Annotated in this window: 26 protein-coding genes; 4 read left to right on the top strand and 22 right to left on the bottom strand. The window is 64.0% G+C overall.

The features are described from left to right. Positions 1-5 precede the first annotated feature (5 nt). The 9 genes from M729_RS0106235 to gcvA all read right to left on the bottom strand — a co-directional run bounded on the left by M729_RS0106235 (position 6) and on the right by gcvA (position 10,005). Positions 6-1,592 (bottom strand): FGGY-family carbohydrate kinase, encoded by a 1,587-nt coding sequence (locus M729_RS0106235; RefSeq protein ID WP_027161078.1) that lies wholly within the window; start codon positions 1,590-1,592, stop codon positions 6-8. Continuing rightward, positions 1,589-2,272: an HAD family hydrolase gene (locus tag M729_RS0106230; protein ID WP_027161077.1), complete on the bottom strand. Its 684-nt coding sequence runs from the start codon at positions 2,270-2,272 to the stop codon at positions 1,589-1,591. Before M729_RS0106230 ends, M729_RS0106235 begins: the two co-directional genes overlap by 4 nt. 15 nt (positions 2,273-2,287) lie before the next feature. After that, the gene (locus tag M729_RS0106225) at positions 2,288-3,766 is read right to left on the bottom strand and encodes a mannitol dehydrogenase family protein (RefSeq protein WP_027161076.1); all 1,479 of its coding nucleotides are present in this window, start codon (positions 3,764-3,766) and stop codon (positions 2,288-2,290) included. Between the two features lie 146 nt (positions 3,767-3,912). After that, complete coding sequence (locus tag M729_RS0106220; protein ID WP_013528417.1) at positions 3,913-4,683, bottom strand: L-iditol 2-dehydrogenase; 771 nt, start codon at positions 4,681-4,683, stop codon at positions 3,913-3,915. 2 nt (positions 4,684-4,685) lie between these two features. After that, positions 4,686-5,684, bottom strand: coding sequence for an ABC transporter ATP-binding protein (locus tag M729_RS0106215; protein WP_013528416.1), 999 nt, complete (start codon positions 5,682-5,684; stop codon positions 4,686-4,688). Positions 5,685-5,733: 49 nt separating this feature from the next. Beyond that, positions 5,734-6,558 carry a carbohydrate ABC transporter permease gene (locus M729_RS0106210; protein WP_013528415.1) on the bottom strand — a complete coding sequence of 275 codons (825 nt, stop codon included), beginning with the start codon at positions 6,556-6,558 and terminating at the stop codon, positions 5,734-5,736. Positions 6,559-6,569: 11 nt separating this feature from the next. Continuing rightward, a complete protein-coding gene (locus M729_RS0106205; protein WP_013528414.1) occupies positions 6,570-7,442 on the bottom strand; it encodes a sugar ABC transporter permease in 873 nt (290 codons plus the stop codon). 123 nt (positions 7,443-7,565) lie between these two features. Continuing rightward, the gene (locus tag M729_RS0106200; protein ID WP_013528413.1) at positions 7,566-8,876 is read right to left on the bottom strand and encodes a sugar ABC transporter substrate-binding protein; all 1,311 of its coding nucleotides are present in this window, start codon (positions 8,874-8,876) and stop codon (positions 7,566-7,568) included. Between the two features lie 223 nt (positions 8,877-9,099). Next, positions 9,100-10,005, bottom strand: coding sequence for a transcriptional regulator GcvA (gene gcvA / locus M729_RS0106195; RefSeq protein ID WP_013528412.1), 906 nt, complete (start codon positions 10,003-10,005; stop codon positions 9,100-9,102). Between the two features lie 110 nt (positions 10,006-10,115). Here gcvA and M729_RS0106190 point away from each other — a divergent pair, with 110 nt between their 5' ends. After that, positions 10,116-10,301, top strand: a complete 186-nt coding sequence (locus tag M729_RS0106190) for a hypothetical protein (RefSeq protein WP_013528411.1) — start codon at positions 10,116-10,118, stop codon at positions 10,299-10,301. Between the two features lie 37 nt (positions 10,302-10,338). Here M729_RS0106190 and M729_RS0106185 read toward each other — a convergent pair whose 3' ends face one another. After that, on the bottom strand, positions 10,339-11,298 hold the full coding sequence (locus M729_RS0106185) for a sugar-binding transcriptional regulator (RefSeq protein ID WP_013528410.1): 960 nt from the start codon (positions 11,296-11,298) through the stop codon (positions 10,339-10,341). 259 nt (positions 11,299-11,557) lie between these two features. On the opposite strand from M729_RS0106185, the gene M729_RS0106180 reads away from it, so the two are divergent. After that, the gene (locus tag M729_RS0106180) at positions 11,558-12,190 is read left to right on the top strand and encodes an HAD family phosphatase (protein ID WP_027161075.1); all 633 of its coding nucleotides are present in this window, start codon (positions 11,558-11,560) and stop codon (positions 12,188-12,190) included. Between the two features lie 83 nt (positions 12,191-12,273). On the opposite strand, the gene M729_RS0106175 is transcribed toward M729_RS0106180, so the two are convergent. The 7 genes from M729_RS0106175 to ureC all read right to left on the bottom strand — a co-directional run bounded on the left by M729_RS0106175 (position 12,274) and on the right by ureC (position 17,952). After that, positions 12,274-13,041: a class II aldolase and adducin N-terminal domain-containing protein gene (locus tag M729_RS0106175; protein ID WP_024502042.1), complete on the bottom strand. Its 768-nt coding sequence runs from the start codon at positions 13,039-13,041 to the stop codon at positions 12,274-12,276. A gap of 77 nt (positions 13,042-13,118) precedes the next feature. Next, positions 13,119-13,763 carry an urease accessory protein UreG gene (gene ureG / locus M729_RS0106170; RefSeq protein WP_027161074.1) on the bottom strand — a complete coding sequence of 215 codons (645 nt, stop codon included), beginning with the start codon at positions 13,761-13,763 and terminating at the stop codon, positions 13,119-13,121. Then, on the bottom strand, positions 13,760-14,200 hold the full coding sequence (locus M729_RS0106165) for a DUF3995 domain-containing protein (RefSeq protein ID WP_027161073.1): 441 nt from the start codon (positions 14,198-14,200) through the stop codon (positions 13,760-13,762). The genes ureG and M729_RS0106165 overlap by 4 nt, the downstream gene beginning before the upstream one ends. Continuing rightward, positions 14,197-14,868 (bottom strand): urease accessory protein UreF, encoded by a 672-nt coding sequence (locus tag M729_RS0106160; protein WP_032808076.1) that lies wholly within the window; start codon positions 14,866-14,868, stop codon positions 14,197-14,199. The genes M729_RS0106165 and M729_RS0106160 overlap by 4 nt, the downstream gene beginning before the upstream one ends. Continuing rightward, on the bottom strand, positions 14,861-15,448 hold the full coding sequence (gene ureE / locus M729_RS0106155; RefSeq protein ID WP_027161071.1) for an urease accessory protein UreE: 588 nt from the start codon (positions 15,446-15,448) through the stop codon (positions 14,861-14,863). The genes M729_RS0106160 and ureE overlap by 8 nt, the downstream gene beginning before the upstream one ends. A gap of 102 nt (positions 15,449-15,550) precedes the next feature. Next, positions 15,551-16,144, bottom strand: a complete 594-nt coding sequence (locus tag M729_RS0106150) for a hypothetical protein (protein ID WP_027161070.1) — start codon at positions 16,142-16,144, stop codon at positions 15,551-15,553. Positions 16,145-16,236: 92 nt separating this feature from the next. Continuing rightward, complete coding sequence (ureC, locus tag M729_RS0106145; RefSeq protein ID WP_181172678.1) at positions 16,237-17,952, bottom strand: urease subunit alpha; 1,716 nt, start codon at positions 17,950-17,952, stop codon at positions 16,237-16,239. Between the two features lie 179 nt (positions 17,953-18,131). Between ureC and M729_RS0106140 the strand changes: the two genes are divergently transcribed. Continuing rightward, entirely contained in the window at positions 18,132-18,515 is a 384-nt protein-coding gene (locus M729_RS0106140; protein WP_013528400.1) for a hypothetical protein, read from the top strand. A 129-nt stretch (positions 18,516-18,644) separates the two neighbouring features. Beyond that, positions 18,645-19,133, top strand: coding sequence for a hypothetical protein (locus M729_RS0106135; RefSeq protein ID WP_027161068.1), 489 nt, complete (start codon positions 18,645-18,647; stop codon positions 19,131-19,133). Positions 19,134-19,153: 20 nt separating this feature from the next. On the opposite strand, the gene M729_RS0106130 is transcribed toward M729_RS0106135, so the two are convergent. Genes M729_RS0106130 through M729_RS0106110 form a run of 5 tightly spaced genes read right to left on the bottom strand, consistent with a single transcriptional unit; the run spans position 19,154 to position 21,512 of the window. Continuing rightward, positions 19,154-19,459, bottom strand: a complete 306-nt coding sequence (locus tag M729_RS0106130) for an urease subunit beta (protein ID WP_013528398.1) — start codon at positions 19,457-19,459, stop codon at positions 19,154-19,156. Between the two features lie 8 nt (positions 19,460-19,467). Further along, positions 19,468-20,055, bottom strand: a complete 588-nt coding sequence (locus M729_RS0106125) for a HupE/UreJ family protein (RefSeq protein WP_027161067.1) — start codon at positions 20,053-20,055, stop codon at positions 19,468-19,470. Between the two features lie 33 nt (positions 20,056-20,088). After that, the gene (locus tag M729_RS0106120) at positions 20,089-20,343 is read right to left on the bottom strand and encodes a DUF1272 domain-containing protein (protein WP_027161066.1); all 255 of its coding nucleotides are present in this window, start codon (positions 20,341-20,343) and stop codon (positions 20,089-20,091) included. Between the two features lie 10 nt (positions 20,344-20,353). Next, positions 20,354-20,656, bottom strand: a complete 303-nt coding sequence (locus M729_RS0106115; RefSeq protein ID WP_013528395.1) for an urease subunit gamma — start codon at positions 20,654-20,656, stop codon at positions 20,354-20,356. A gap of 28 nt (positions 20,657-20,684) precedes the next feature. Further along, positions 20,685-21,512 (bottom strand): urease accessory protein UreD, encoded by an 828-nt coding sequence (locus M729_RS0106110; RefSeq protein ID WP_084652568.1) that lies wholly within the window; start codon positions 21,510-21,512, stop codon positions 20,685-20,687. Between the last annotated feature and the right edge of the window lie 74 nt (positions 21,513-21,586).

Below are 21,586 nucleotides of genomic sequence, written 5' to 3'. Positions count from 1 at the left end.
ATGCTCTAGCGGATCGCGTCCAGCATCCGCCGCTGGCGGTGCATCTCGAGGAAAACCTTGTAGTCGCGGTCGAAACGCCCTGATGATTTCGGGTTCGACGCGCGCTTCCTGCCGCCTTGCTGCATGGCAAGACAGGCCGCGTTGAGGTCGGGAAACAGCCCGGCCGCGGTGGCGGCGATCATGCCGGTGCCGAGCAGCACCGCCTCGTCGGCCAGCGGCTCGATCACCGTGCAGCCGGTGGCGTCGGCATAGAGCTCCATCAACAGCGGGTTCTTGGTGTGGCCGCCGGTGACATGCAGCGTATCGATCAGATAGCCGTTCTCGTTCAGCGCCTCCAGCACGTGGCGCACGCCGAGCGCGATGCCGACGGCGGTGCGCCAGTAGAGCTTGCACAGGCTGTCGAAGGAGGAGTCCAGCGTCAGCCCGCTGACGACGCCGACGGCATGCGGATCGGCGAGCGGTGAGCGGTTACCATGAAAATCGGGCAGCACATGCAGCCGCGCGGCAAGGTTGTCGCCCTCGGTGGCGCGCAGCTCGGCGACACGCCTGGCGATCTTCGCATGCATGGCGGCATCAGGCTCGCCGCCGGCGCCGTGCCAGCGGATGATGTGGTCGAGCAGGGCGCCGGTCGCCGACTGGCCGCCTTCCGACAGCCACAGCCTGGGCAGCGCCGCGCCGTAATAGGGACCCCAGACGCCGGCGAAGGGCTGCGGATCCGGTGACATCGCCATGACGCAGCTCGACGTGCCGGCGATCAGCGCCAAATGCCGGCCGATGTCCTGTTGGTCGCCGGCAAAGCCGCCGAGCACGCCAAGCGCACCGGCATAGGCATCGATGACGCCGGCGCCGACCCGGCATTTCTCGCTCAGCCCAAGCTCGGCCGCTGCCTGGGCGGTCAGTTGGCCAATATAAGCGCCGACCGGGCTGGCCTTTTCCGGCAAATTGCCGTGCTCGAAAAGATCGCCGAGGCCGACGAGCGCAAAGAAGTCGCGCCGCCAGCCGGCCTCTTCATGCGCCAGATAGGTCCATTTGGCGGTCAACGTGCATTGCGAGCGGGCCAGCGAACCTGTCGCTTGCCAGGTCAGGAAATCGGTGAGATCGAATAAATAGCCGGCTTCATTCCAGGTCTCCAGCAAATTGCGCTTCAGCCACATCAGCTTCGGTGTCGCCATTTCCGGCGACATGACGCCACCGACGTAATTCAGCACGGCATGGCCGCTTGCCGTGCATTCGTCGGCCTCCGCGATGGCGCGGTGGTCGAGCCAGACGATGGTGTCCCAGCGCTTGTCGCCCGTGGTCGAGACGCTGAGCTGGCCGCCTTGCCGGTCGCGCACCACCAGCGAACAGGTGGCATCGAAGGAGATGCCGACGACCTCCTCGGCAGCTATGCCGGCCTTTTCGCGGGCAGCGCGCACGGCGGCGCAGACGGCCGACCAGATATCGCGCGAATCATGTTCGGCGTGATCGGGCTTCGGCTGGTTCATGGCGATCGGCCGCTCGGCGCGGCCGAGCAAGGTGCCGTTGGTGTCGAGAATGCCCGCGCGAGCGCTCCCGGTGCCGACATCGACCGCGCAAACGAACTGTTTCGTCAAGATGCTCTGTCTCTCGCTCCCAGGCCTGCAATCAGATCGGGCAATTGCAGCATGTCAGCGAATATAAAGTCCGGTTCACTCGACGCAAGCCGCGCTTTCAAGGTCGGGTTGCCGGCATGCGAGCCGCCGGTGAAGGCAAACACGCGCATCCCCGCCGCCCGCGCGGCAATGATGCCGGCCGGGCTGTCCTCGATGACGAGGCATTTGTGTGGATGGGCCCGCATGCTGGCGGCAGCATGCAGGAACAGGTCCGGCGCGGGCTTTCCCTTGGCCACCATGGTGGCACTGAACAGGTGCGGTTCCATCAGCCCAAGCAATCCGGTGACGTCGAGCGCGTAGCGGATGCGGTCGAGCGTGCCCGAGGACGCGACACAGAACGGCAGCCCAAGCTTCGGCAGCATCTTCTTGACGCCGGCGATCGGCTTCAGCTCCTCGCGGAATTTGCGCATCAATTCGACGCGCATCTCGGTCAGGTGCAGGTCGGTGATATCGAGCCCGAAGTCGCGGCCGAGGATCTCGCGCACGCTTTTCATGCTCTTGCCGAGGAAATGCTCGTAGGCGGCATCCTCACTGACGCTGCCGCCGGCAAGCCTGACCATGCCGAGCAGCGCCGAGACGGAGAGCGCCTCGCTGTCGACCAGCACGCCATCGCAGTCGAAAATGACCAGTTCAGGCGTCATGGCCGAGAATGGCTCTCAGAGCTTGCCGGCGAGGTAGCGCGTCAGCGTGGCGCGCGCGCCATTCGCCCATAGCACGTTGAGCGCATGGGCAAAGGCCTCGACGAACGCCGTTGCGCGGCCGACATCGCCATAGATGTCCTCCATGGCGAGCCAGGCGGCGGGAGCGTCCTTTGCTGCCTTTGCCGTCGCCTGTAGCCGGTCCCAACTCGGGTCGTTGGGCTCGATGACGGCGCCGCTGTCCGTCGTGCCGAAGCAGTAGCGGCACCACAATGCCGATTCCAGGGCCAGGCCGGCGACGCTTTTCCCAGCCTTCAGCCGGTCGGCGATGGTCGGGATGATGAACTTCGGCTGGCGGTTGGAGCCGTCGAGGCAGAGCCGGCGCACCGTGTCGCCGATCTTCGGGTTGGAGAAGCGGCTCTCGATGAGCTGGTAATAGTCTTCCAGAACCGTGTCCGGCACCGGCGGCACCGTCGGGATGATTTCGTCCCGTTCGAGCTTGGCCAGAAAACCGCTCACCAGCGGCTCCTGCATCGCCTCATGCACGAAATGGATGTCCATCAGGCCGGCCGGATAGGCGATCGCTGCATGGCCGCCATTGAGGATGCGGATTTTCATCAGTTCATAAGGCGCAACGTCTTTGACGAACTGCACGCCGACCTTTTCCAGCGGCGGCCGGCCATCGGTGAAATGGTCCTCCAGCACCCACTGCCGGAACGGCTCGCAGAACACCGGCCAGTTGTCCTCGAGGCCGAAATCCTTGGCCAGGATGCCGCGCTCGCGGTCGGTGGTGGCCGGCGTGATGCGATCGACCATGCCGTTCGGAAAGGCGACATGCTCGCTGACCCAGTTTGCCAGATCCTCGTCGATCAAACGGGCCAGGCCGATGACGCCATCCGAGGTGACATGGCCGTTGTGGGGAATGTTGTCGCACGACATCACGGTGAACGGCACGGTGCCTTCATCGCGGCGGCGCATCAGCCCGGCAAGAATGATGCCGAACACCGTCTTCGGCGTGGCGCCGGCCTGCGCGTCGGCGACGATATCGGGATGGGTCGGGTTGAACACGCCGGAAGCCGGATCGATAAAGTAGCCGCCTTCGGTGATGGTCAGCGAAACGATCTTGATCGCCGGGTCGGTAAGCTGTTCGATGATAGCGGCCGCATCGCCAGGCATCAGGAAGTCGATCATCGCGCCGGTCACACGGGCATTCATATGGCCAGAGTCCTGCTCGACCACCGTGGTCAGCCAGTCCTGCTCTTCCAGCTTGGCGCGGCCGATCTTTTCACCGTCGAACACGCCGGCACCGATCAGCGCCCAGTCATGGCCGATGCCCGCATTGAACAGATCGTCGAGATAGACGGCCTGATGCGAGCGGTGGAAATTGCCGACGCCGAAATGCACGATGCCGGCCTTCAGCGTCGCGCGGTCATACTTCGGACCTGCGACGTTGGCGGGCAGCTTGGAGAGGTTAGAGGACGAGAGTTTCACGGTCATCTGTTTTACCCTTTGGCCGGGTTTCGGCCTTCGTTACGCTCCTCTCCCCGTTGGGGAGAGGATAAGGGGTGGCACTTGCTACGCGCCCGCTGAAGTCGGCCTCTGCTCCCCGCGGAGGGACGAGGAGCAGAGGCCGTCCCCCGCCCTCAACTCATCCACTGGCCGCCATCGACATTGTAGGTCTGGGCGACGATGTATTCGGCGTCGCTGCTGGCGAGAAACACCGCCATGCCGGTGAGGTCCTGCGCGGTGCCCATGCGGCCATACGGCACTGCCTCGCCGACCAGTTTCTTCTTCTCGCCCCTCGGCCGGTTCTCATATTTGGCGAACAGCGAATCGACGTGATCCCAGTGCTCGCCGTCGACGACGCCAGGGGCAATCGCGTTGACGTTGATGCGGTGCTTGATCAGGTCGAGCCCCGCCGACTGGGTCAGCGAGATGACGGCGGCCTTGGTGGCGCAATAGACGCCGACCAGCGCCTCGCCGCGCCGTCCGGCCTGGCTCGCCATGTTGATGATCCTGCCGCCCTTGCCTCGCGCGATCATCGAGCGGGCGGCTGCCTGCAGCATGAACAGCGTGCCGGCGACATTGACGGAAAACAACTTGTCGTAGCTTGCCCTGGTGATTTCGACGATCGGCGCCAGGTCGAACAGGGCGGCGTTGTTGATCAGGATATCGAGGCCACCGGTCTTCGTCTCGACGGCTTTCACCGCCGCCTCGATCGAGGCGAGGTCGGTGACGTCGAGCTTGACCGCATAGGCCTTGCCGCCAATCTCTGCGGCCGTCTTCTGCGCCGCCTCGAGATTGATGTCGGCGATGGCGACGGTTGCGCCTTCGCCGGCATAGGCTTCGGCGAAGGCTCTGCCGATGCCGCGGGCCGAACCCGTGATCAGCGCGGATTTGCCGGCCAGTCGCATGTTCAGATTGCCTTTCCGTCGGCGCCAAAGCGATGCAGCTTGGCCTTGTCTGGTGTCAGGTAAATGGTGTCGCCGTGATGGACGCCGAGTTCGCCGTCGGCGCGCACGGTCAGCGGACCGACGCCGTCGGCCTGGACGTGCAGGAAGGTGTCGGAGCCGAGATGCTCGGCGACGCCGACGACCGCCTTCCATTCGCCCGCCGTGGTCGAGATCTCCAGGTGTTCGGGACGGATGCCGATGGTCTTGGCGCCGTTTTTGGCAGCCGGCGCGCCCTCGATCAGGTTCATCTTCGGCGAGCCGATAAAGCTGGCGACGAACAGGTTCTTCGGCGTCTTGTAGAGCTCCATCGGCGAGCCGACCTGCTCGATGTTGCCGGCGTTCAGCACGACGATCTTGTCGGCCATGGTCATCGCTTCGACCTGATCGTGGGTAACGTAGATCATGGTGGTCTTGAGCTGATGGTGCAGCTCGCTGATCTCCAGCCGCATGGTGCCGCGCAGTGCCGCATCGAGATTGGACAGCGGTTCGTCGAACAGGAAGGCGGTCGGCTGACGCACGATGGCGCGGCCGATCGCGACGCGCTGGCGCTGGCCGCCGGAAAGCTGGCCGGGCCGGCGTTCGAGGTAGTTGGTCAGGTTGAGCACGCGCGCCGCGTCTCCCACCTTCTTGTCGATGGTCGCCTTGTCCTCACCGGCCATCTTCAGCGGGAAGCCGATGTTCTTGGCCACCGTCATGTGCGGATAGAGCGCGTAAGACTGGAACACCATGGCGAGCTTGCGCTTGGCCGGTGCCTCGCCGGTGACGTCGCGGCCGTCGATGTTGATGGAGCCGCCGCTGGTGTCCTCGAGCCCGGCGATCAGGCGCAGCAGCGTTGACTTGCCGCAACCCGACGGGCCGACAAAGACGACGAACTCGCCATTCTCGATCACCAGGTCGAGACCGGGGATGATGGACGTCGCTCCGAAGGATTTCGAGACGTTCTTGAGCGTGATGTTTCCCATGGTTTCCTCCCCGAGGGGTTATTTCTGCCGATTGCTTCGGGCAATTCCGTTATTTCACCGCACCAAATGTCAGGCCGCGCACCAGCTGCTTCTGGCTGAACCAGCCCATGATCAGGATCGGCGCGATGGCCAGCGTCGAGGCGGCCGAAAGCTTGGCCCAGAACAGGCCTTGCGGGCTTGAGAACGAGCTGATGAAGGCGGTCAGGGGTGCGGCTTCCGTCGTCGTCAGCCGGATCGTCCAGAACGCCTCGTTCCAGGCCAGGATGATGTTGAGCAGCATTGTCGAGGCGATGCCCGGCACCGCCATCGGCGTCAGCACATAGACGATCTCGTTCCACAGCGATGCGCCGTCCATGCGCGCCGCTTCCAGGATCTCGCCAGGGATTTCGCGGAAATAGGTGTAGAGCATCCACACCACGATCGGCAGGTTGATCAGCATCAGCATGATCATGAGGCCGATGCGGCTGTCGAGCAGGCCTGTGTCGCGGAAGATCAGGTAGATCGGGAACAGCACCGCGACCGCCGGCATCATCTTGGTGGACAGCATCCACATCAAGATGTCCTTGGTCCGCTTGGTCGGCGAGAAGGCCATCGACCATGCCGCCGGTATGGCGACCAGCAGGGCCAGGATGGTCGAGCCGACCGAGAGCAGCACCGAGTTGAAGAAGAACTTGAAGTAGCCGCTCTGCGCCTGGACCTCGGTATAGCTCTCGAACGTTCCCGACGGGATGATGCTGAAGCCCTGGATGGCTTCCTGCTCCGACTTGAACGAGGTGATGATCGTGTAGAGGATCGGGAAGAAGATCAGCAGGGCGACGATCCAGGCGGCAACCGTCGCGATCGTCTTGTGCCGGGTGGTGACTGAGCGTGCCATCGTAGCCTCCCTTACTTGTCCAGGTTCTTGCCGACGGCGCGCATGGCGAAGAAGGCAACGATGTTAGCGAGAATGACGGCGATCACACCGCCGGCGGATGCCTGGCCGATTTTGAACTCCAGCAACGCCTTCTGGTAGACGAGGAAGGGCAGGTTGGTGGAGGCGTATCCCGGGCCGCCATTGGTGGTGACGAGGATCTCGGCATAGACCGAGAGAAGGAAGATCGTCTGGATCAGGATGACGACCGTGATGGCGCGCGACATGTGCGGCAGCGTCAGATAGATGAAGCGGCTGATGAACCCGGCGCCGTCCATCTCGGCGGCTTCCTTCTGCTCGCCGTCGAGCGACTGCAGCGCGGTCAGAAGAATGAGCGTCGCGAAGGGCAGCCACTGCCAGGCGACGATGATGATGATCGCCAGCATCGGATGTTGCCCGAACCAGTCGATCGGCTGGGCCCCGAAGAAGCGGGCTATGTCGGCGAACACCCCGTATTGCGGGTGCATGATCATGTTCTTCCAGACCAATGCGGCCACCGGCGGCATGACGAAGAACGGCGAGATGACGAGGATGCGCACGATGCCCTGGCCCCACATCGGCTGGTCGATCAGCAGCGCCAGAAGGATACCGCCGATCACCGTGATCAGGAGCACGCTGACCACCAAGGTGAGCGTGTTGAGGATCGACTGCAGGAAGGCCGGGTTGGAATAGAACAGCGCGTAATTCGAGAAGCCGACGAAGCCGTCGCGGATCGGATTGAGCGGGTTGTACTGCTGGAAGGAGAACCAGATGGTGATGACCAGCGGCACGATCATCCAGACGAACAGCAGCACCACGGATGGCGCCATCATGAAACGGGCAAGCGAACGGGTCTGCTGAGTAGCCATGACGGTCACCCTCACTGGTCAGACGGAATTTTCAAAAGGCGTTAAAGGCGGCCGCCCGAACTGGGAACTCGGGCGGCCGTTGCCGGTCAAGGAGGCGACCGGCAGTCGGCACCGGGAGGAGCCTTACTTGATGTATCCGCCCTCGGTCATTGCCGCGGTGGCAGCGTCCTGGGCCTGCTTCAGCGCGTCGTCGACGCTCGACTGGCCGGCAAGCGCCGCCGAGAAGAGCTGGCCGACGGTGGTGCCAAGGCCCTGGAACTCAGGGATGGCGACGAACTGGACGCCGACATAGGGCACCGGCTTGACCGTCGGATGTGTCGGATCGGCGGCATTGATGGAGTCCAGCGTCATCTTGGCGAACGGAGCGGCCTTCTGGTACTCGGCATTGGCGTAGAGCGAGGACCGCGTGCCCGGAGGAACGTTGGCCCAGCCTTCCTTCGAAGCGACGAGCTCCGCATAGTGCTTGCTGGTCGCCCAGGAGACGAACTTCTCGGCGGCATCCGCCTTCTGCGTGCCGGCGGGGATGGCCAGCGACCAGGCCCACAGCCAGTTGCCGCGCTTGCCCAGGCCATTGTCGGGCGCCAGCGCATAGCCGACCTTATCGGCGACGGTGGAGTTCTTCGGGTCCGAAACGAAGGACGCGGCGACCGTGGCGTCGATCCACATGCCGCATTTGCCCTGCTGGAACAGCGCCAGGTTTTCGTTGAAGCCGTTGGAGGAAGCCCCCTCGGGGCCGTCGGCCTTCATCAGGTCGACATAGAACTGCAACGTGTTCTTCCATTCCGGCTGATCGAACTGCGGCTTCCAGTTCTCGTCGAACCAGCGGGCGCCGAAGGAGTTCGACATGGCGGTAAGGAAAGCCATGTTCTCGCCCCAGCCGGCCTTGCCGCGCAGGCACACGCCGTTCACGCCATTGGCGCGGTCGGTCATCTTGTCGGCGGCCTGCTTGATGAAGTCCCAGGTCGGCGCGTCGGGCATCTTCAGCCCGGCCTTGTCCATCAGGTCCTTGCGGTACATGACGAAGGAGCTTTCGCCGTAGAAAGGCGCGGCATAGAGCTTGCCGTCGACCGAAAGGCCGCCAGCAATGGCCGGGATGATGTCCTTGGCGTCGTAGTCGTCGCCGAGCTTGTCGAGCGGCAAAAGCCAGCTCTGCTTGGCCCAGATCGGAACCTCATAAGTGCCGATGGTCATCACGTCGTACTGGCCGCCCTTGGTGGCGATGTCGGTGGTGACGCGCTCGCGCAGCACATTCTCTTCGAGCGTAACCCAGTTGAGCTGGATGTCGGGGTTCGCCTTGGTGAAGTCCTCGGTCAGCTTTTGCATGCGGACCATATCGCCATTGTTGACGGTGGCGATGGTGATGGATTCGGCATGTGCGGCGAACGCAAGCGTGCTGGCCGACAACAAGCCCAGGGTGAGCGTGCGAAGTTTCATCAAATTCCTCCCTTGAACCAAGATGAGCATTTGCCTTGGCTTTGGGCAATTACTCACTTGGCGTGAATTATGTCAAGTCGGATTCGATGCTGCAGCGCAGCACCCGGGCGACACCGCAGGCCGGGACAGCGGAAATTGCCAGGACGAAGAGCGTCCCGGCCGGATACAGTGCGGCAACAGCGGATAGATCTGTGAGGCCAGGTGCAGCCCGCAAGCCTGCCGGTCAGCAGGCGATCTCGGCCAGCAGCCAGTCGCGGAAGGCACGGATCTTCGGCACATTGCGGCGCGCTTCGGGGTAGACCAGCCAAAAGGCATGGCCGTCGTCGCCAACCAGATCGAAAGGCTGGATCAGGCGCCCACCGGCAAGTTCCGCCTTGAACAGCGCCCTGGTCAGGATCGCGACGCCATGACCGGCGATCGCCGCATTGGCCTCATAGGCCTGCGCGCCCATGCTGCTGCCGGGCCGTTTGGCGAGATCGTGCGAGTGCACGCCGGCAGCCTCGAACCATTGCGTCCACCAGATGTCGCCCGGATCGAGGATCGGCAGCCGCAACAGGTCCGCCGGTTCCCTGACGCCGCCGATGCTTGCCGCGAGCTTCGGGCTCAGCATCGGCGTGAAATCGGCATCGAGCAGCTTGTAGGCTTCCAGCCCCGGCCATTTGCCGCCGCCCGACCGGATGGCGAGGTCGACATCCTCGCGGGCGAAATCCGTCAGCCGGCTCGATGTTTCGAGCCGCACGGCAAGGGAGGGATGAGCGATCTGGAATGAGCCCAGATGGTGCGCCAGCCAGTTCGAGGCAAAGGTCAGCACCGTCGTGACGCACAGCAATCCGTCGGCGCCGCCACGCGCCGCCGCATAGGCCTGGCCGAGAATGGCAAAGGCCTCGCTGACCGCTGGCGCAAGGCGCTGTCCAGCCTCGGTGAGTGCGATCTGGCGCGGCCGGCGCAGGAACAGCGGCGCGCCGACCCGTTCCTCCAGCACCTTGATCTGATAGCTGACCGCCGCTTGCGTCATGGCAAGTTCCTCGGCCGCCTTGGTGAAGGAAAGATGCCGCGCCACCGCTTCGAACACCCGGATCGCCTGCAGCGGCGGAAGCTGTGAAACCTGCCGAGAGCTGAGGTCCGGCATAAAGCCTCCTTATGGGTCCTTATCGACGTTCGATTGGCAAAGGCCGCCGTCAAGACCGACATTTCCAGTCAACCCGTCATTCGGGTTCAGGATAGCGAAGGTTGACGATCATGACCATGGCGCAGCAAAAATGCACTTCCGCACCCGATCATCGCTGGTTTTCGTGGCTGACGGATGGATTCGGCTGGTTCGCAGCCAAAAAACGGGCACATCTCGACATCAGGGACCTGTCGCCGCATCTGCAGCGCGATCTCGGTTTTCTCGATGGCAACGACCCTTTCGGGCGGCACAGCTAGCGCGGTTGGTTTTATCGCAAATCAGTTGTGCTTCCGGTCAGATGCTGGCGAGCAGCGCGGCGGCGGTCCGTTCATCGGTGATGAGGCCGTTGATCAGCCGCCGGTTCGCGGCCGCCAGGATGCCCGGCAGCTTTCGTTCTCCCATCGCCAGTGCGATGACCAGCGATTTCTCGCGTGACGGCAGCGACGCCGACGACACCCGGTCGTTGGTGATGCCCTCGATCATGCGGCCTTCCCTATCGAACACCCAGCCGACGATCTCGGCGATGCCGCCGGCCTTCTGCAGCGCCTTCAATTCGCTCTCCGAAATGAAGCCGTCCTCGTAGAGCGGCGCCTTGGGGCCGAGGTCGCCGATGCCGATGAAGGTGACGTCGGCCTCGGCGGCAAGCGCAAGCGTCGGCTGGATCATCGGCTGGTTGAGCAGCATCTCGCGCTCCTCCGGCGACGAGGCGATGACCGGCAGCGGCATCGGGAACGAACGCGCCTTGACCCTGTCGGCCATGGTGAAGATGACGTTGTAGAAAGCGGCCGAGCCGTCCGGCGAGATGTTGCCGGTCAACGACACCACCTTGTGCTGCGGGCATTCCATCGGCGGCAGCTGCTCGATCGCCGCCTTCAGCGTGCGCCCGGTGCCGATCGCCATGACGATCGGGGTCGGTGAACGCAACCGTCGCTCGATCTCGGCGGCAGCCGCCTCGGCGATGCCGATCGTGGTCGAGGACGAGTTGGGGTCGCTCGGCACCACTTCGACCAGATCGAGCGCAAAGCGCGATCTCAGCCGTGCCGCCAGATCGAGGCAGTTGGCGATCGGATGGTCGACGCGAACCTTGATCAAGCCCTCCGACACCGCCAGCGATACCAGCCGCTGCGCCGTTTGCCGCGAGATGCCAAGCGTCGAAGCGATCTGGTCCTGTGTGTTGCCGGCAACATAATAAAGCCAGCCGGCGCGTGCCGCATCGTCCAGCCTGTTGCTGCCACCATCCTGCCGGCTATTCAAAGTCCTGCCTCCCGAGACCGCCGGTCATGAGAGCGGCCCATACCCACTTTCGCAGGGAACGGCCTGCTGCGCAATTGTCAAATCTCGGGGGCAATTGCTTGCTGTCCCTCGGCGTAGGCACGGCCCAGTTTTTCGTCTCCCACGATGTCTGTCTCGCCAAAGAGACTTGGCTGCGGTCCCGGCAGGCGGCACGTTCTTGCGCTCCGAAGGTTTATCTCCCGGCTCAAACCCTTTAAGGGATGGCAAAAAGGAGCCTCGCATGACGCCGAAAGCGGTTTTCTGGGACATGGACGGCACGCTGGTCGACAGCGAACCGCTGCACGAAGCTGCCCTGGTGGCGGCGATGCGCAATGTCGGCCTTGTCCCGCCGGACGATCTGCATGAGCGCGTGCTCGGCGTCGCCGCCTGGCCGGTCTACGAGATGATGCGCGACGAGTTCGGCCTGGACCTGCCTTTCGACGACTGGATCCTGCGCAAATACGAACACTACCTGCCGCTGGTGCAGAGCTTGAAGCCGCGCCCCGGCGCGATCGAGATCTTCAACGATCTGCGTGCAAGAGGCATCCAGCAGGCCGTGGTCTCGAATTCGGACCGGATGATCGTCGACGCCAATCTGAGCATGGTCGGCCTGATCTACCCCGGCATGAAGACGATCAGCCGCAACGACGTGCGCGAAGGCAAGCCGCACGCCGAGCCATTCCTGCGCGCCGCGTATCTGGCCGATGTCGACCCCGCGCAGGCGGTGGCGATCGACGATAGCTGGCCGGGCGCCATGGCAGGGCTGGCAGCGGGAATGAAGACGATTTTCTGGCCGGAAAAGCCGATGGAAGGCCCGCCCGGCGCCGTCGTCATCAACAGCGCCGAGGAATTGGGGAAAGAGCTGGGGCTCTGAGGAAAACCGCCAGGTCGGCGCCGCCCCTCATCCGCCTGCCGGCACCTTCTCCCCGTATAGTGACGGCACGGGGAGAAGGACGCTCAATTCCGGTAGACCGGTTCCTGCTCGTCGAGGATCGCCTTCAACTCGCTGAGATGGCGTTCGGCCTGGCCGGGGTAATCGTCCATCTCGCTCGCCGCCTTTTCGGCGATCGCGTCGGACAGCGTGCGCAGCGGGCGGCCGGTCCACAGCGCCTTGATGTAGGTCTCCGCGGCGCGTTCGAAATAGAACATGCGGTTGAAGGCATCGGCGACCGTGTCGCCGATGACCAGTACGCCGTGATTGCCCATCACCATCACCTTGACCTTGGGATCGACGAGAAGCTGCGAGCAGCGCTCGCCCTCCTCCTCGAAGGCCAGCCCGCCATAGTGCGCGTCGACCACATGGCGGTTGAAGAACATCGCCGAATTCTGGTCGATCGGCGGCAATGTCGAGTCAGCGAGCGATGCCAGCACCGTGGCGTGGATCGAGTGCACATGCATGACGCAGCGCGCGTGACGCACATTGCGATGGATGGCGCCATGCAGCCCCCACGCCGTCGGGTCGGGCGCATTGGGGCCGGAGAGCGTTTCCGGATCGTTGGCATCGATCATCAGAAGGTCGCTCGCCTTGATACGCGAGAAATGCACCTGGTTGGGGTTCATGAGGAATTGTGTGCCCTCATCGTTGACAGCCAGCGAGAAATGATTGGCCACCGCCTCGTGCATATTGAGCCGCGCCGTCCAGCGGAAGGCGCAGGCGAGATCGACGCGCTCCTCATAGTAGGGCAGGTTGGTCAGCGTTTCCTTTTGCAAGCGGGCAAGGCTCATCGAAAAATCCTCCGGTTTCGGCAAGAATGCCGTGGTCAGCCCATTCCCGCAACCGGTTTTGGTTGGTGCAGGGATGCTCACGCCGCCGTGCTGGCAGCGGCAGCGCCGGCTCGCAGGCCGCCATGCTCGACGATGAAATCGATCACCTCCTGCAGACCCTTGCCGCGCGACAGGTCGGTGAAGCCGAACGGCCGCTTGCCGCGCATGCGGCCGGCGTCGCTCTCCATGACATCGAGATTGACGTTCACGTAGGGTGCCAGATCGCTCTTGTTGATGACCAGGAAATCGGAGCGGGTGATCGCCGGCCCGCCCTTGCGCGGAATCTCCTCGCCCTGGCAGACCGAGATGACATAGAGCGTCAGGTCGGCGAGATCCGGCGAGAAGGTGGCGGCAAGGTTGTCGCCGCCGGATTCGATGAAGACGATATCGAGATCCGGGAACTTCCTGTTCATCTGCGCGATCGCCTGCAGATTGATCGAGGCATCCTCGCGGATCGCGGTATGCGGGCAGCCGCCGGTCTCGACACCCATGATGCGGTCCTCGGGCAGCGCCTGCAGTCGCGCCAGCATCATGGCGTCTTCCTTGGTGTAGATGTCGTTGGTGACGACGGCGATGGAAAACTCGTCGCGCAGCGCCTTGCACAGTTTTTCGGTCAGCGTCGTCTTGCCCGAACCGACCGGGCCGCCAATGCCGACGCGCAGCGGACCATTTGTCTGTGTCATGCGGGAAACTCCGTGATGGCGAGGATGGCAAAGCCGAGCCCGATCAACAGGCACAGCGGCGAATAATAGCGGACATCGAGCCGCGCGAAAGGCTGTTCCGGCGCCAGCCGCCGCCACCACGGCGTGAAGCCGGCAATGCCACGCCCCAGGAACACCAGCCCGATGAGCAGCGACGTGGCGGCGAGACCCTCCTTGGGGAAGGGTGAAGCGAAGACTGCCATGAGCGCCAGCGGCCATAGTGTCGCCAGGCACAAGCACGCGGCAACGGCGAAACTGGCAAACGGCGTTGGCATCTCATCGACACCGCGAAAGCCGACCACGGCACGGGCGCAGGAGGCCGCATCCTGGCCCGGCCAGATGCCGCCAAGACCCCAATAGACATGCAGCGCGGTGATCAGGAGCAGAACAGTCGAAAGCGAGAAGGCGAGAAAAATCATGAGCGGAACAGTCGCGAATATTGGGTTTCATGCTTCATCGCCATGACATCGGAGACGAAGGCGCAGCCACCGAGATCGTCGAGTGTCGAGCGCGCGGCGCGGCTTGCGGTCGCCAGGGCCAGCGGCTCGAAGCCGGCTAACAACGTGGTCGCGCCGCTCTGGCCGACGATGCCAAGCCGGATCGCTGCCTGCACAAGGTTGGAGAAGAAGGTTTGCAGGAAGGCTGACAGCGCATCCTGAAGCGCGATGCCGTTGCCACCCGCAATGGCGCCGACGGCGACGCAATAGGCGCATTCGGCCGGCAGGCGCTCCAGCACCGGATTACGCCAGGCGGCCGCCGCTTTGAGGAATGCTCCACCCTGCAGCATGGTCTCGGTATGGCGTTCGCGCGAGCCGGCCAGGGCTTCGGCGAGTGCCGCCACTTCATCGAGATCACCGGTGCCGCGTGCCCGGCGCCAGCTCTCGGCGAACAGCACGGCGTCGTTCCAGCCCGAGCCCATCTCGACCAGCGTCTCCAGCCAGCCGGCGAGACTCCCGGCATCGGCAACCAACCCGTCATGCACCGCCCGCTCGAGACCATGGCTGTAGGAAAAGCCGCCGACCGGAAAGGCAGGCGACAGCCACGCCATCAGCCGCAGCAGGGCGATGTTCGAAGGCTGGTCAGTCATGATCGTGGTGATGGCCGGCATGACTGTGCGAATGGGAATGCGCTTCGCCATGAGAATGGCTGTGCGCTTCGGCGTGCGCATGCGCATGGCCGTGATCGTGGCTTTGCCCAGCATGGCCGGAATAGGCGCCGCGCACCGGCTTGAACGGTTCGGAAACGTCGGTCACGGTGGCGCCCAGCCCCTCCAGCATCGCCTTGATGACATGGTCGCGCAGGATGAGGATGCGTCCGGCCTCGATGCCTGCCGCGAGATGGCGGTTGCCGATATGCCAGGCGAGTTCGGCCAGATGCACGCCATCGCGGGCGCGGATGTCGTAGACCTCTTCCGGTGCCGCGATGATCTCGATATGGCCGCCATTCTCCAGCACCAGCCGGTCGCCATCGTTCAAAGCGACGGGTTCGGGCAGGTCGACCAGCACCTTGCTGCCGTCGGCAAGTTCGATGGCCCGGCGGCGCAGATGCCGCTCGTCATGGGCGAGAATGGCCCGGCCGGACGGTAGGGTGGTTCCGGCAGCGCCGGCGGACAGCACCGAGACGGCGCGCGGGAATTTGGTGAAGTCGGTGTTGAGGTTGAGTTTCATTTCATGGATTTCCCATTTGCTTGTGCCCGCACACGCGCGATCCAACGGCCTTGTACATGTCGAACCCTGCCTTTCCCCAACAAGCTAGATCATCGCGTTCGTTCAGACGATGGTGTCGAAGAGCCGCAGGATGAACGATATCTGGTAGATAAGCGCCGCCGTGACAAAGGCGATGTGGAAGCGGCGGTCGCGCACCAGGATCGCGATGATGCAGAGCGCGACGAAGACCGGGGTGCGGAACAGATACTCGCTGCCGAAGCGGGCGAAATGCTCCGGCCCCTTCAGCAGCGTGTCGACCACGTCGAGCAGATAGGTCGCCGCCAGCAGGCCGAAGAACCACGCCCGCCGCGAATAGAAGAAATCCTCGTAGCTGGTGTAGTCCAGCATCGAATCGGGAAACAAAAGCGCGCACAGCAGGAACAGCGTGATCGCGTAGAAAATGATGAACAAATATTTGCCGAAGGTCCAGATCTCGACGGCGTAGAGGCCGAACTCCCACCACCAGAAATGCACCAGCATCAGGAGCACCGAGACGACCCAGGCCAGATGCACGGTATAGAGCTTGTACTGGCCGGGATGCTGGACGATGCGCGCCACCCCCGACAGCAGGCGGGCGACACCAAGCCCGATCACCATGCCCATGACGATGCGGATGTGCGGGAAGATGTCGTGGGCGGAAGCGATTTCGGTGGTCATGCTCGATCACAATGCAGCTGTTGGTTGGCCGCATAGTGCTGCCTTCCACCAAGGGCTGCAACGGATAATGCTCGCCCGGTGGAAGCGCCGCTTCAAAACAGAAAATACCGTTGCGCCATCGGCAGCACCGTCGCCGGCTCGCAGGTCAGCAACTCGCCGTCGGCGCGCACCTCGTAGGTTTCCGGATCGACCTCGACATGCGGCGTGGCGTCGTTGAGCACCATCGAATGCTTGCCGATGCCGCCGCGGGTGTTTTCGACGGCGACGAACTGCTTGTCGACACCGAGCCTGCCATGCAGTCCCGACTCGAGCGCTGCCTTGGAAACGAACGTCACCGACGAGTTGGTCCTGGCCTTGCCATAGGCGCCGAACATCGGCCGGTAATGCATCGGCTGCGGCGTCGGGATCGAGGCGTTGGGGTCGCCCATCGGGGCTGCGGCGATCATGCCGCCGATCAGCACCATGTCCGGCTTGACGCCGAAGAAGGCCGGGTTCCACAGCACCAGGTCGGCGCGTTTGCCAACCGCGATCGAGCCGATGTCTTTCGACAGCCCATGCGCGATGGCCGGGTTGATCGTGTATTTGGCGATGTAGCGGCGGACGCGGAAATTGTCGTTGTTGCCGGTCTCCTGCGGCAGCGAGCCGCGCTGGCGTTTCATCTTGTCGGCGGTCTGCCAGGTCCGGATCGCGACTTCGCCGACGCGGCCCATGGCCTGCGAATCCGACGAGATGATCGAGAAGGCGCCGATGTCGTGCAAAATGTCTTCCGCCGCGATGGTCTCCTTGCGGATGCGGCTTTCGGCAAAGGCGATGTCTTCGGGGATCGACGGCGACAGATGATGGCAGACCATCAGCATGTCGAGATGCTCGGCCAGCGTGTTGACCGTGTAGGGCCGCGTCGGATTGGTCGAGGACGGGATGACGTTGGGCAGGCCGCAGACCTTGATGATGTCGGGCGCGTGGCCGCCGCCGGCGCCCTCGGTGTGGAAGGCGTGGATGGTGCGGCCCTTGATGGCGGCGACCGTGTTCTCGACAAAGCCGGATTCGTTCAGTGTGTCGGTGTGGATCATCACCTGCACGTCGTAATCGTCGGCGACCGACAGGCAGCAATCGATGGCCGCCGGCGTCGTGCCCCAGTCCTCGTGCAGCTTCAGCGAGCAGGCGCCGCCCAGCACCATTTCCTCGAGCGCGGCGGGCAGCGAGGCATTGCCCTTGCCCGACAGGCCGATGTTCATCGGAAAGGCGTCGAAGGACTGGATCATGCGGGCCATGTGCCATGGCCCCGGCGTGCAGGTGGTGGCCAGCGTGCCGTGCGCCGGGCCCGTGCCGCCGCCGAGCATGGTGGTGATGCCTGACATCAGCGCTTCCTCGATCTGCTGCGGGCAGATGAAGTGGATATGCGCGTCGAAGCCGCCTGATGTCAGGATCTTGCCTTCGCCGGCGATGATCTCGGTGCCGGGGCCGATGATGATGGTGACGCCATCCTGCGTGTCCGGATTGCCGGCCTTGCCGATGGCCGCGATGCGCCCGTCGCGAAGCCCGACATCGGCCTTGAAGATGCCTGCACTGGCATCGATCACCAGCGCGTTGGTGATCACGGTATCGACGGCGCCTTGCGCCCTGGAAACCTGGCTCTGGCCCATGCCGTCGCGGATCACCTTGCCGCCGCCGAATTTCACCTCTTCGCCATGGATGGTGAGATCCTTCTCGACCTCGATGAACAGTTCGGTGTCGGCAAGCCGTACTCTGTCGCCGACCGTCGGGCCGTACATCTGCGCGTAGGCGGCGCGGGTAATTCTGGCCATCAGCGATTGCTCCCGAAATGCGGTTTGCCGAAATGCGGTTGGATTGAAGCGCGGCTGCACATTGCTGCCATCCTATGGTCACGCAATGACCTGCTGGGCGACACCTTCTGATCCCATTTGGCGGTTGAGGTTAGGGCGTCACCCCAGACCGACCGTTTGCCAATCGATGGAAAGGAAAATCCATGCGCAAAACGATAGTTCTTGCCGCCGCCGCCAGCCTGATGCTGGCGGGCGCCGCCAGTGCCCAGCAGCAACCCGCGCCACAGCCCGCTCCGGCGCCGGCAACGCCTGCTCCAGCCACGCCCCAGGCTCAGCCCGCGGTGCCGACGATCCAGAGCGTCAACATCGTCGACATCACCGAGTTGCCAAAGGACACCCAGACGCAGGTCAACCAGGTGATCGCCCAGCGCGGCGATGACGGCTTGAAGAAACTGCGCAGCTCGATCGACGCCACACCCAAGGTCAAGTCGGCGCTCGAGGCCAAGGGAATGACCTCGGCGCAGGTGGTCGCAGCCAGTATGGAACCCAATGGCGCACTGACCCTGATCACCAAGAAGGCGAGCTGACGCCACGGCATGGCGGGCCGGCATCCGGCCGGCCGGCCGCATCGGGAAAGGAACCTTCGCCGGGCGGGATTCGTTTTGTTCTTTTCGCGCTAACCCGCGCCCCGAAACGATTTCTCTCAGGAGCGAGCGATGGCGATCACTTCTTTCTCGACCAGAATGCAGGCAGTCGCCGCCATGACGTTCCTGGCGGCGGCTGGTGCTGCTGCCGGACTGAAGGCGCAAGGACTGGAAAGCACGGAGACCGTCAATCGCATCGTCGGCTCGCAGGTCAAGCAGGAAGAGGCCAAGGCCAACACTGAGGCCGGCAACGTCAACACGGCGATCGACCGCACGCGTGAAAACATCGGCACGGTGCGCAAGACATCCAAGCTCGACAAGGTCGACATCGTGTTCCTCACCGATGCCGCGCGCAGCGAAGGCGGCCCGCCGCCGGAGATCGAGGCCAAGGTCAAGCAGCATCAGGACGACATTACGGAGCTGCGCAAGGAGATCGAGGCCAACGCGCTGCTGTTCAACGCCATCGAATCGCGGCGCGTGCAGGCGCAGGATGTCCTCGCCGTCGAATTCGACAATCCCGGAAAGATCGTCATCTACGCCGCGGCCAAGCCATCGAACTGAGCTGAGCGCGCCGGAAGATCTCACAGCTTGCCCATCACCTTCTGCTGAAATCCGTAGACCTCGCGCTTGCCGCCGAGCGGCACCAGCGTGACGTCGCGCTCCTGGCCCGGCTCGAAGCGCATGGCCGTGCCCGCGGCAATGTCGAGGCGCATGCCCCTGGCGCGCTCACGGTCGAATTTCAGCCCCTCATTGGTCTCGAAGAAATGGTAGTGGCTGCCGACCTGGATCGGCCGGTCGCCGCTGTTGGCGACTTTCAGGGTGACGGTCTGCAGGCCCTTGTTGAGCTCGATGTCGCCGCCCACCGTGATGATTTCACCGGGGATCATGGTCACCCTCACACGATGCCGAAGGCGAGACCGATGCCGATCGCCGCGCAGGCGGCACCGGCAGCGCGGGCCAGGCCACGAAACCGGATGCCGAGACCGAGACCGGTGGCGATGCCGGTGGCATGCAGCAACAGCGTGGCGGTGGCAAAGCCGGCCATGTATTCAAGCCCGCCGGCATTCTCCGGCACCTCGGTGCCATGCGCGTGGCCGTGGAAAAGTGCGAACAGGCCGATGATGGCGACGCCGGCCGAGACCGGCAGATCGATCGCCAGCGCCACCAGCAGTCCGAGTGTCACGACCGATGCCAGTATGCCCGGTTCGACGAAGGGCAGCGGCATATGCAGCATGCCCAGCGCGCCGCCGACCACCATGACGCCGACAAAGGCAGCCGGCCAGGCAAGAACCGCCTTGCCGCCCTTGAGCGCCGCCCACAGCCCGACCGCGATCATCACCGTCATGTGATCGAGGCCGGAGAGCGGGTGCATGAAGCCGGCCGTGAAGGAGGAGGTGGTGCCCAGGCCGACATGGGCATAGGCCGGCAGGGCGGCGGCCAGCAGCAGGATCGCCGACAGGCAGAGGCGTTTGGCGAATATCATTCTGTTTGCCTTTCGTTTTGCTCGGTCTGGTGTTCACGCCGCCTTGCGGGGGCCGCAGCCTTCGGCCTTGAGAACGCGTTTGCTCGACGCCGGATATTTCTTCAGCATCGCTGCCGGGCGGATCGGCCGCGCCGAAAAACCACCGCCGCAATTGGGGCAGATGCCGCCCAACACCTGTTCCACGCATCCGGCGCAAAAGGTGCACTCGAAGGTGCAGATCAGCGCATCCGTCGCCTCGGGCGGCAGGTCCTTGTCGCAGCATTCACAGTTGGGACGCAGCTCCAGCATCCTGTCCTCCTCAACGGATCGGTTCGTGCACGGTCACCAGCTTGGTGCCGTCGGGAAACGTCGCCTCGACCTGCACGTCATGGATCATCTCGGCGATGCCTTCCATGACTTGCGCGCGGCTGACGACATGAGCGCCGGCTTCCATCAGTTCGGCGACCGGACGGCCGTCGCGGGCGCCTTCGACGACGAAATCGGTGATCAGCGCAATCGCTTCCGGATGGTTGAGCTTGACGCCGCGTTCGAGCCGCTTGCGCGCCACCATCGCCGCCATGGCGATCAGCAGCTTGTCCTTTTCCCTCGGCGTCAGGTTCATGCGTTTCCCTGGATTGGTAGAGGCAGGCCTATAGTGACCATAATTTGGGCAACCCCGCCCTTCCGTTGAGCAATTCGACGAGTGGAACCAGCCGCTGGCGCAGCCGGTAGCCATCCCCGGCGTAGAGCCTCGCAAGAAGCTTGCCAGATTTCTTCACGCACCAGGCACTGGCGCTGCCCTGGTCGCCGACGATCTCCAGAACCGGATCGAGCAGGGCTTCGGCGCGCGGCGACACCAGAAGCAATGTCGCCACCGCGATCGCGCCGCCGGCAACCGCCGGGCGATCGAGCGTTGCGGCGATATCGGGCCCGATGCGGAAATCCTCGGCATGAACGAGGGCGCCATCCTGACGCACACGCCAGCGGTCATGGAAGTTGCCCTGCGTGGCGCGTTCGCCCATCGCCAGGCGGCCGAAGACGGCGGCTTCCAGCACCAGCGCCTCGGCGCCGACGGCAAGCTCGACGTCGAGCGTGCGGGCAAAGGCCGCCCGGTCGAAGACGATGGTTTCCTGCGGCAGCCAGGCGATGCGGCCGTTTTCGCCTACCGACAAATTGACCCGCACTTCGGCATGGTCGGATGCCGCCCGGTAGATCTTCTCGCAGGCCTGCGTGGTGATCGATGCCGAAGCGGCCGCGCCGACATCCACGTCCCAGGCGATACGGTCGCCGCCCGTCATTCCGCCGGCGGTGTTGATCAGCACCGCTTCGAGCGGATCGGCCGAGACGGCCGGCATTCTTATCTTGGCGGCGCCGTCCTGATAGAGGCGCCGCAGGCGCGTGCGGCCCTCACTGAGCGCACAGGAAAGCCGCGCCACGCCCGCAACGCGCTGCGTCGAAATCCCGCCATGTTCGCCCATATCCATGCCTGCACGTTAAGCACTCCGGCGGCTTTGTCGATATGGAGTTCGATATAGCTTGTTGCTTGACAACG

It is taken from the genome of Mesorhizobium sp. WSM1293 (assembly GCF_000513875.1).
In the GTDB taxonomy this organism is placed as follows: domain Bacteria; phylum Pseudomonadota; class Alphaproteobacteria; order Rhizobiales; family Rhizobiaceae; genus Mesorhizobium; species Mesorhizobium ciceri.
This window is presented reverse-complemented; position numbering and strand designations above follow the sequence as displayed.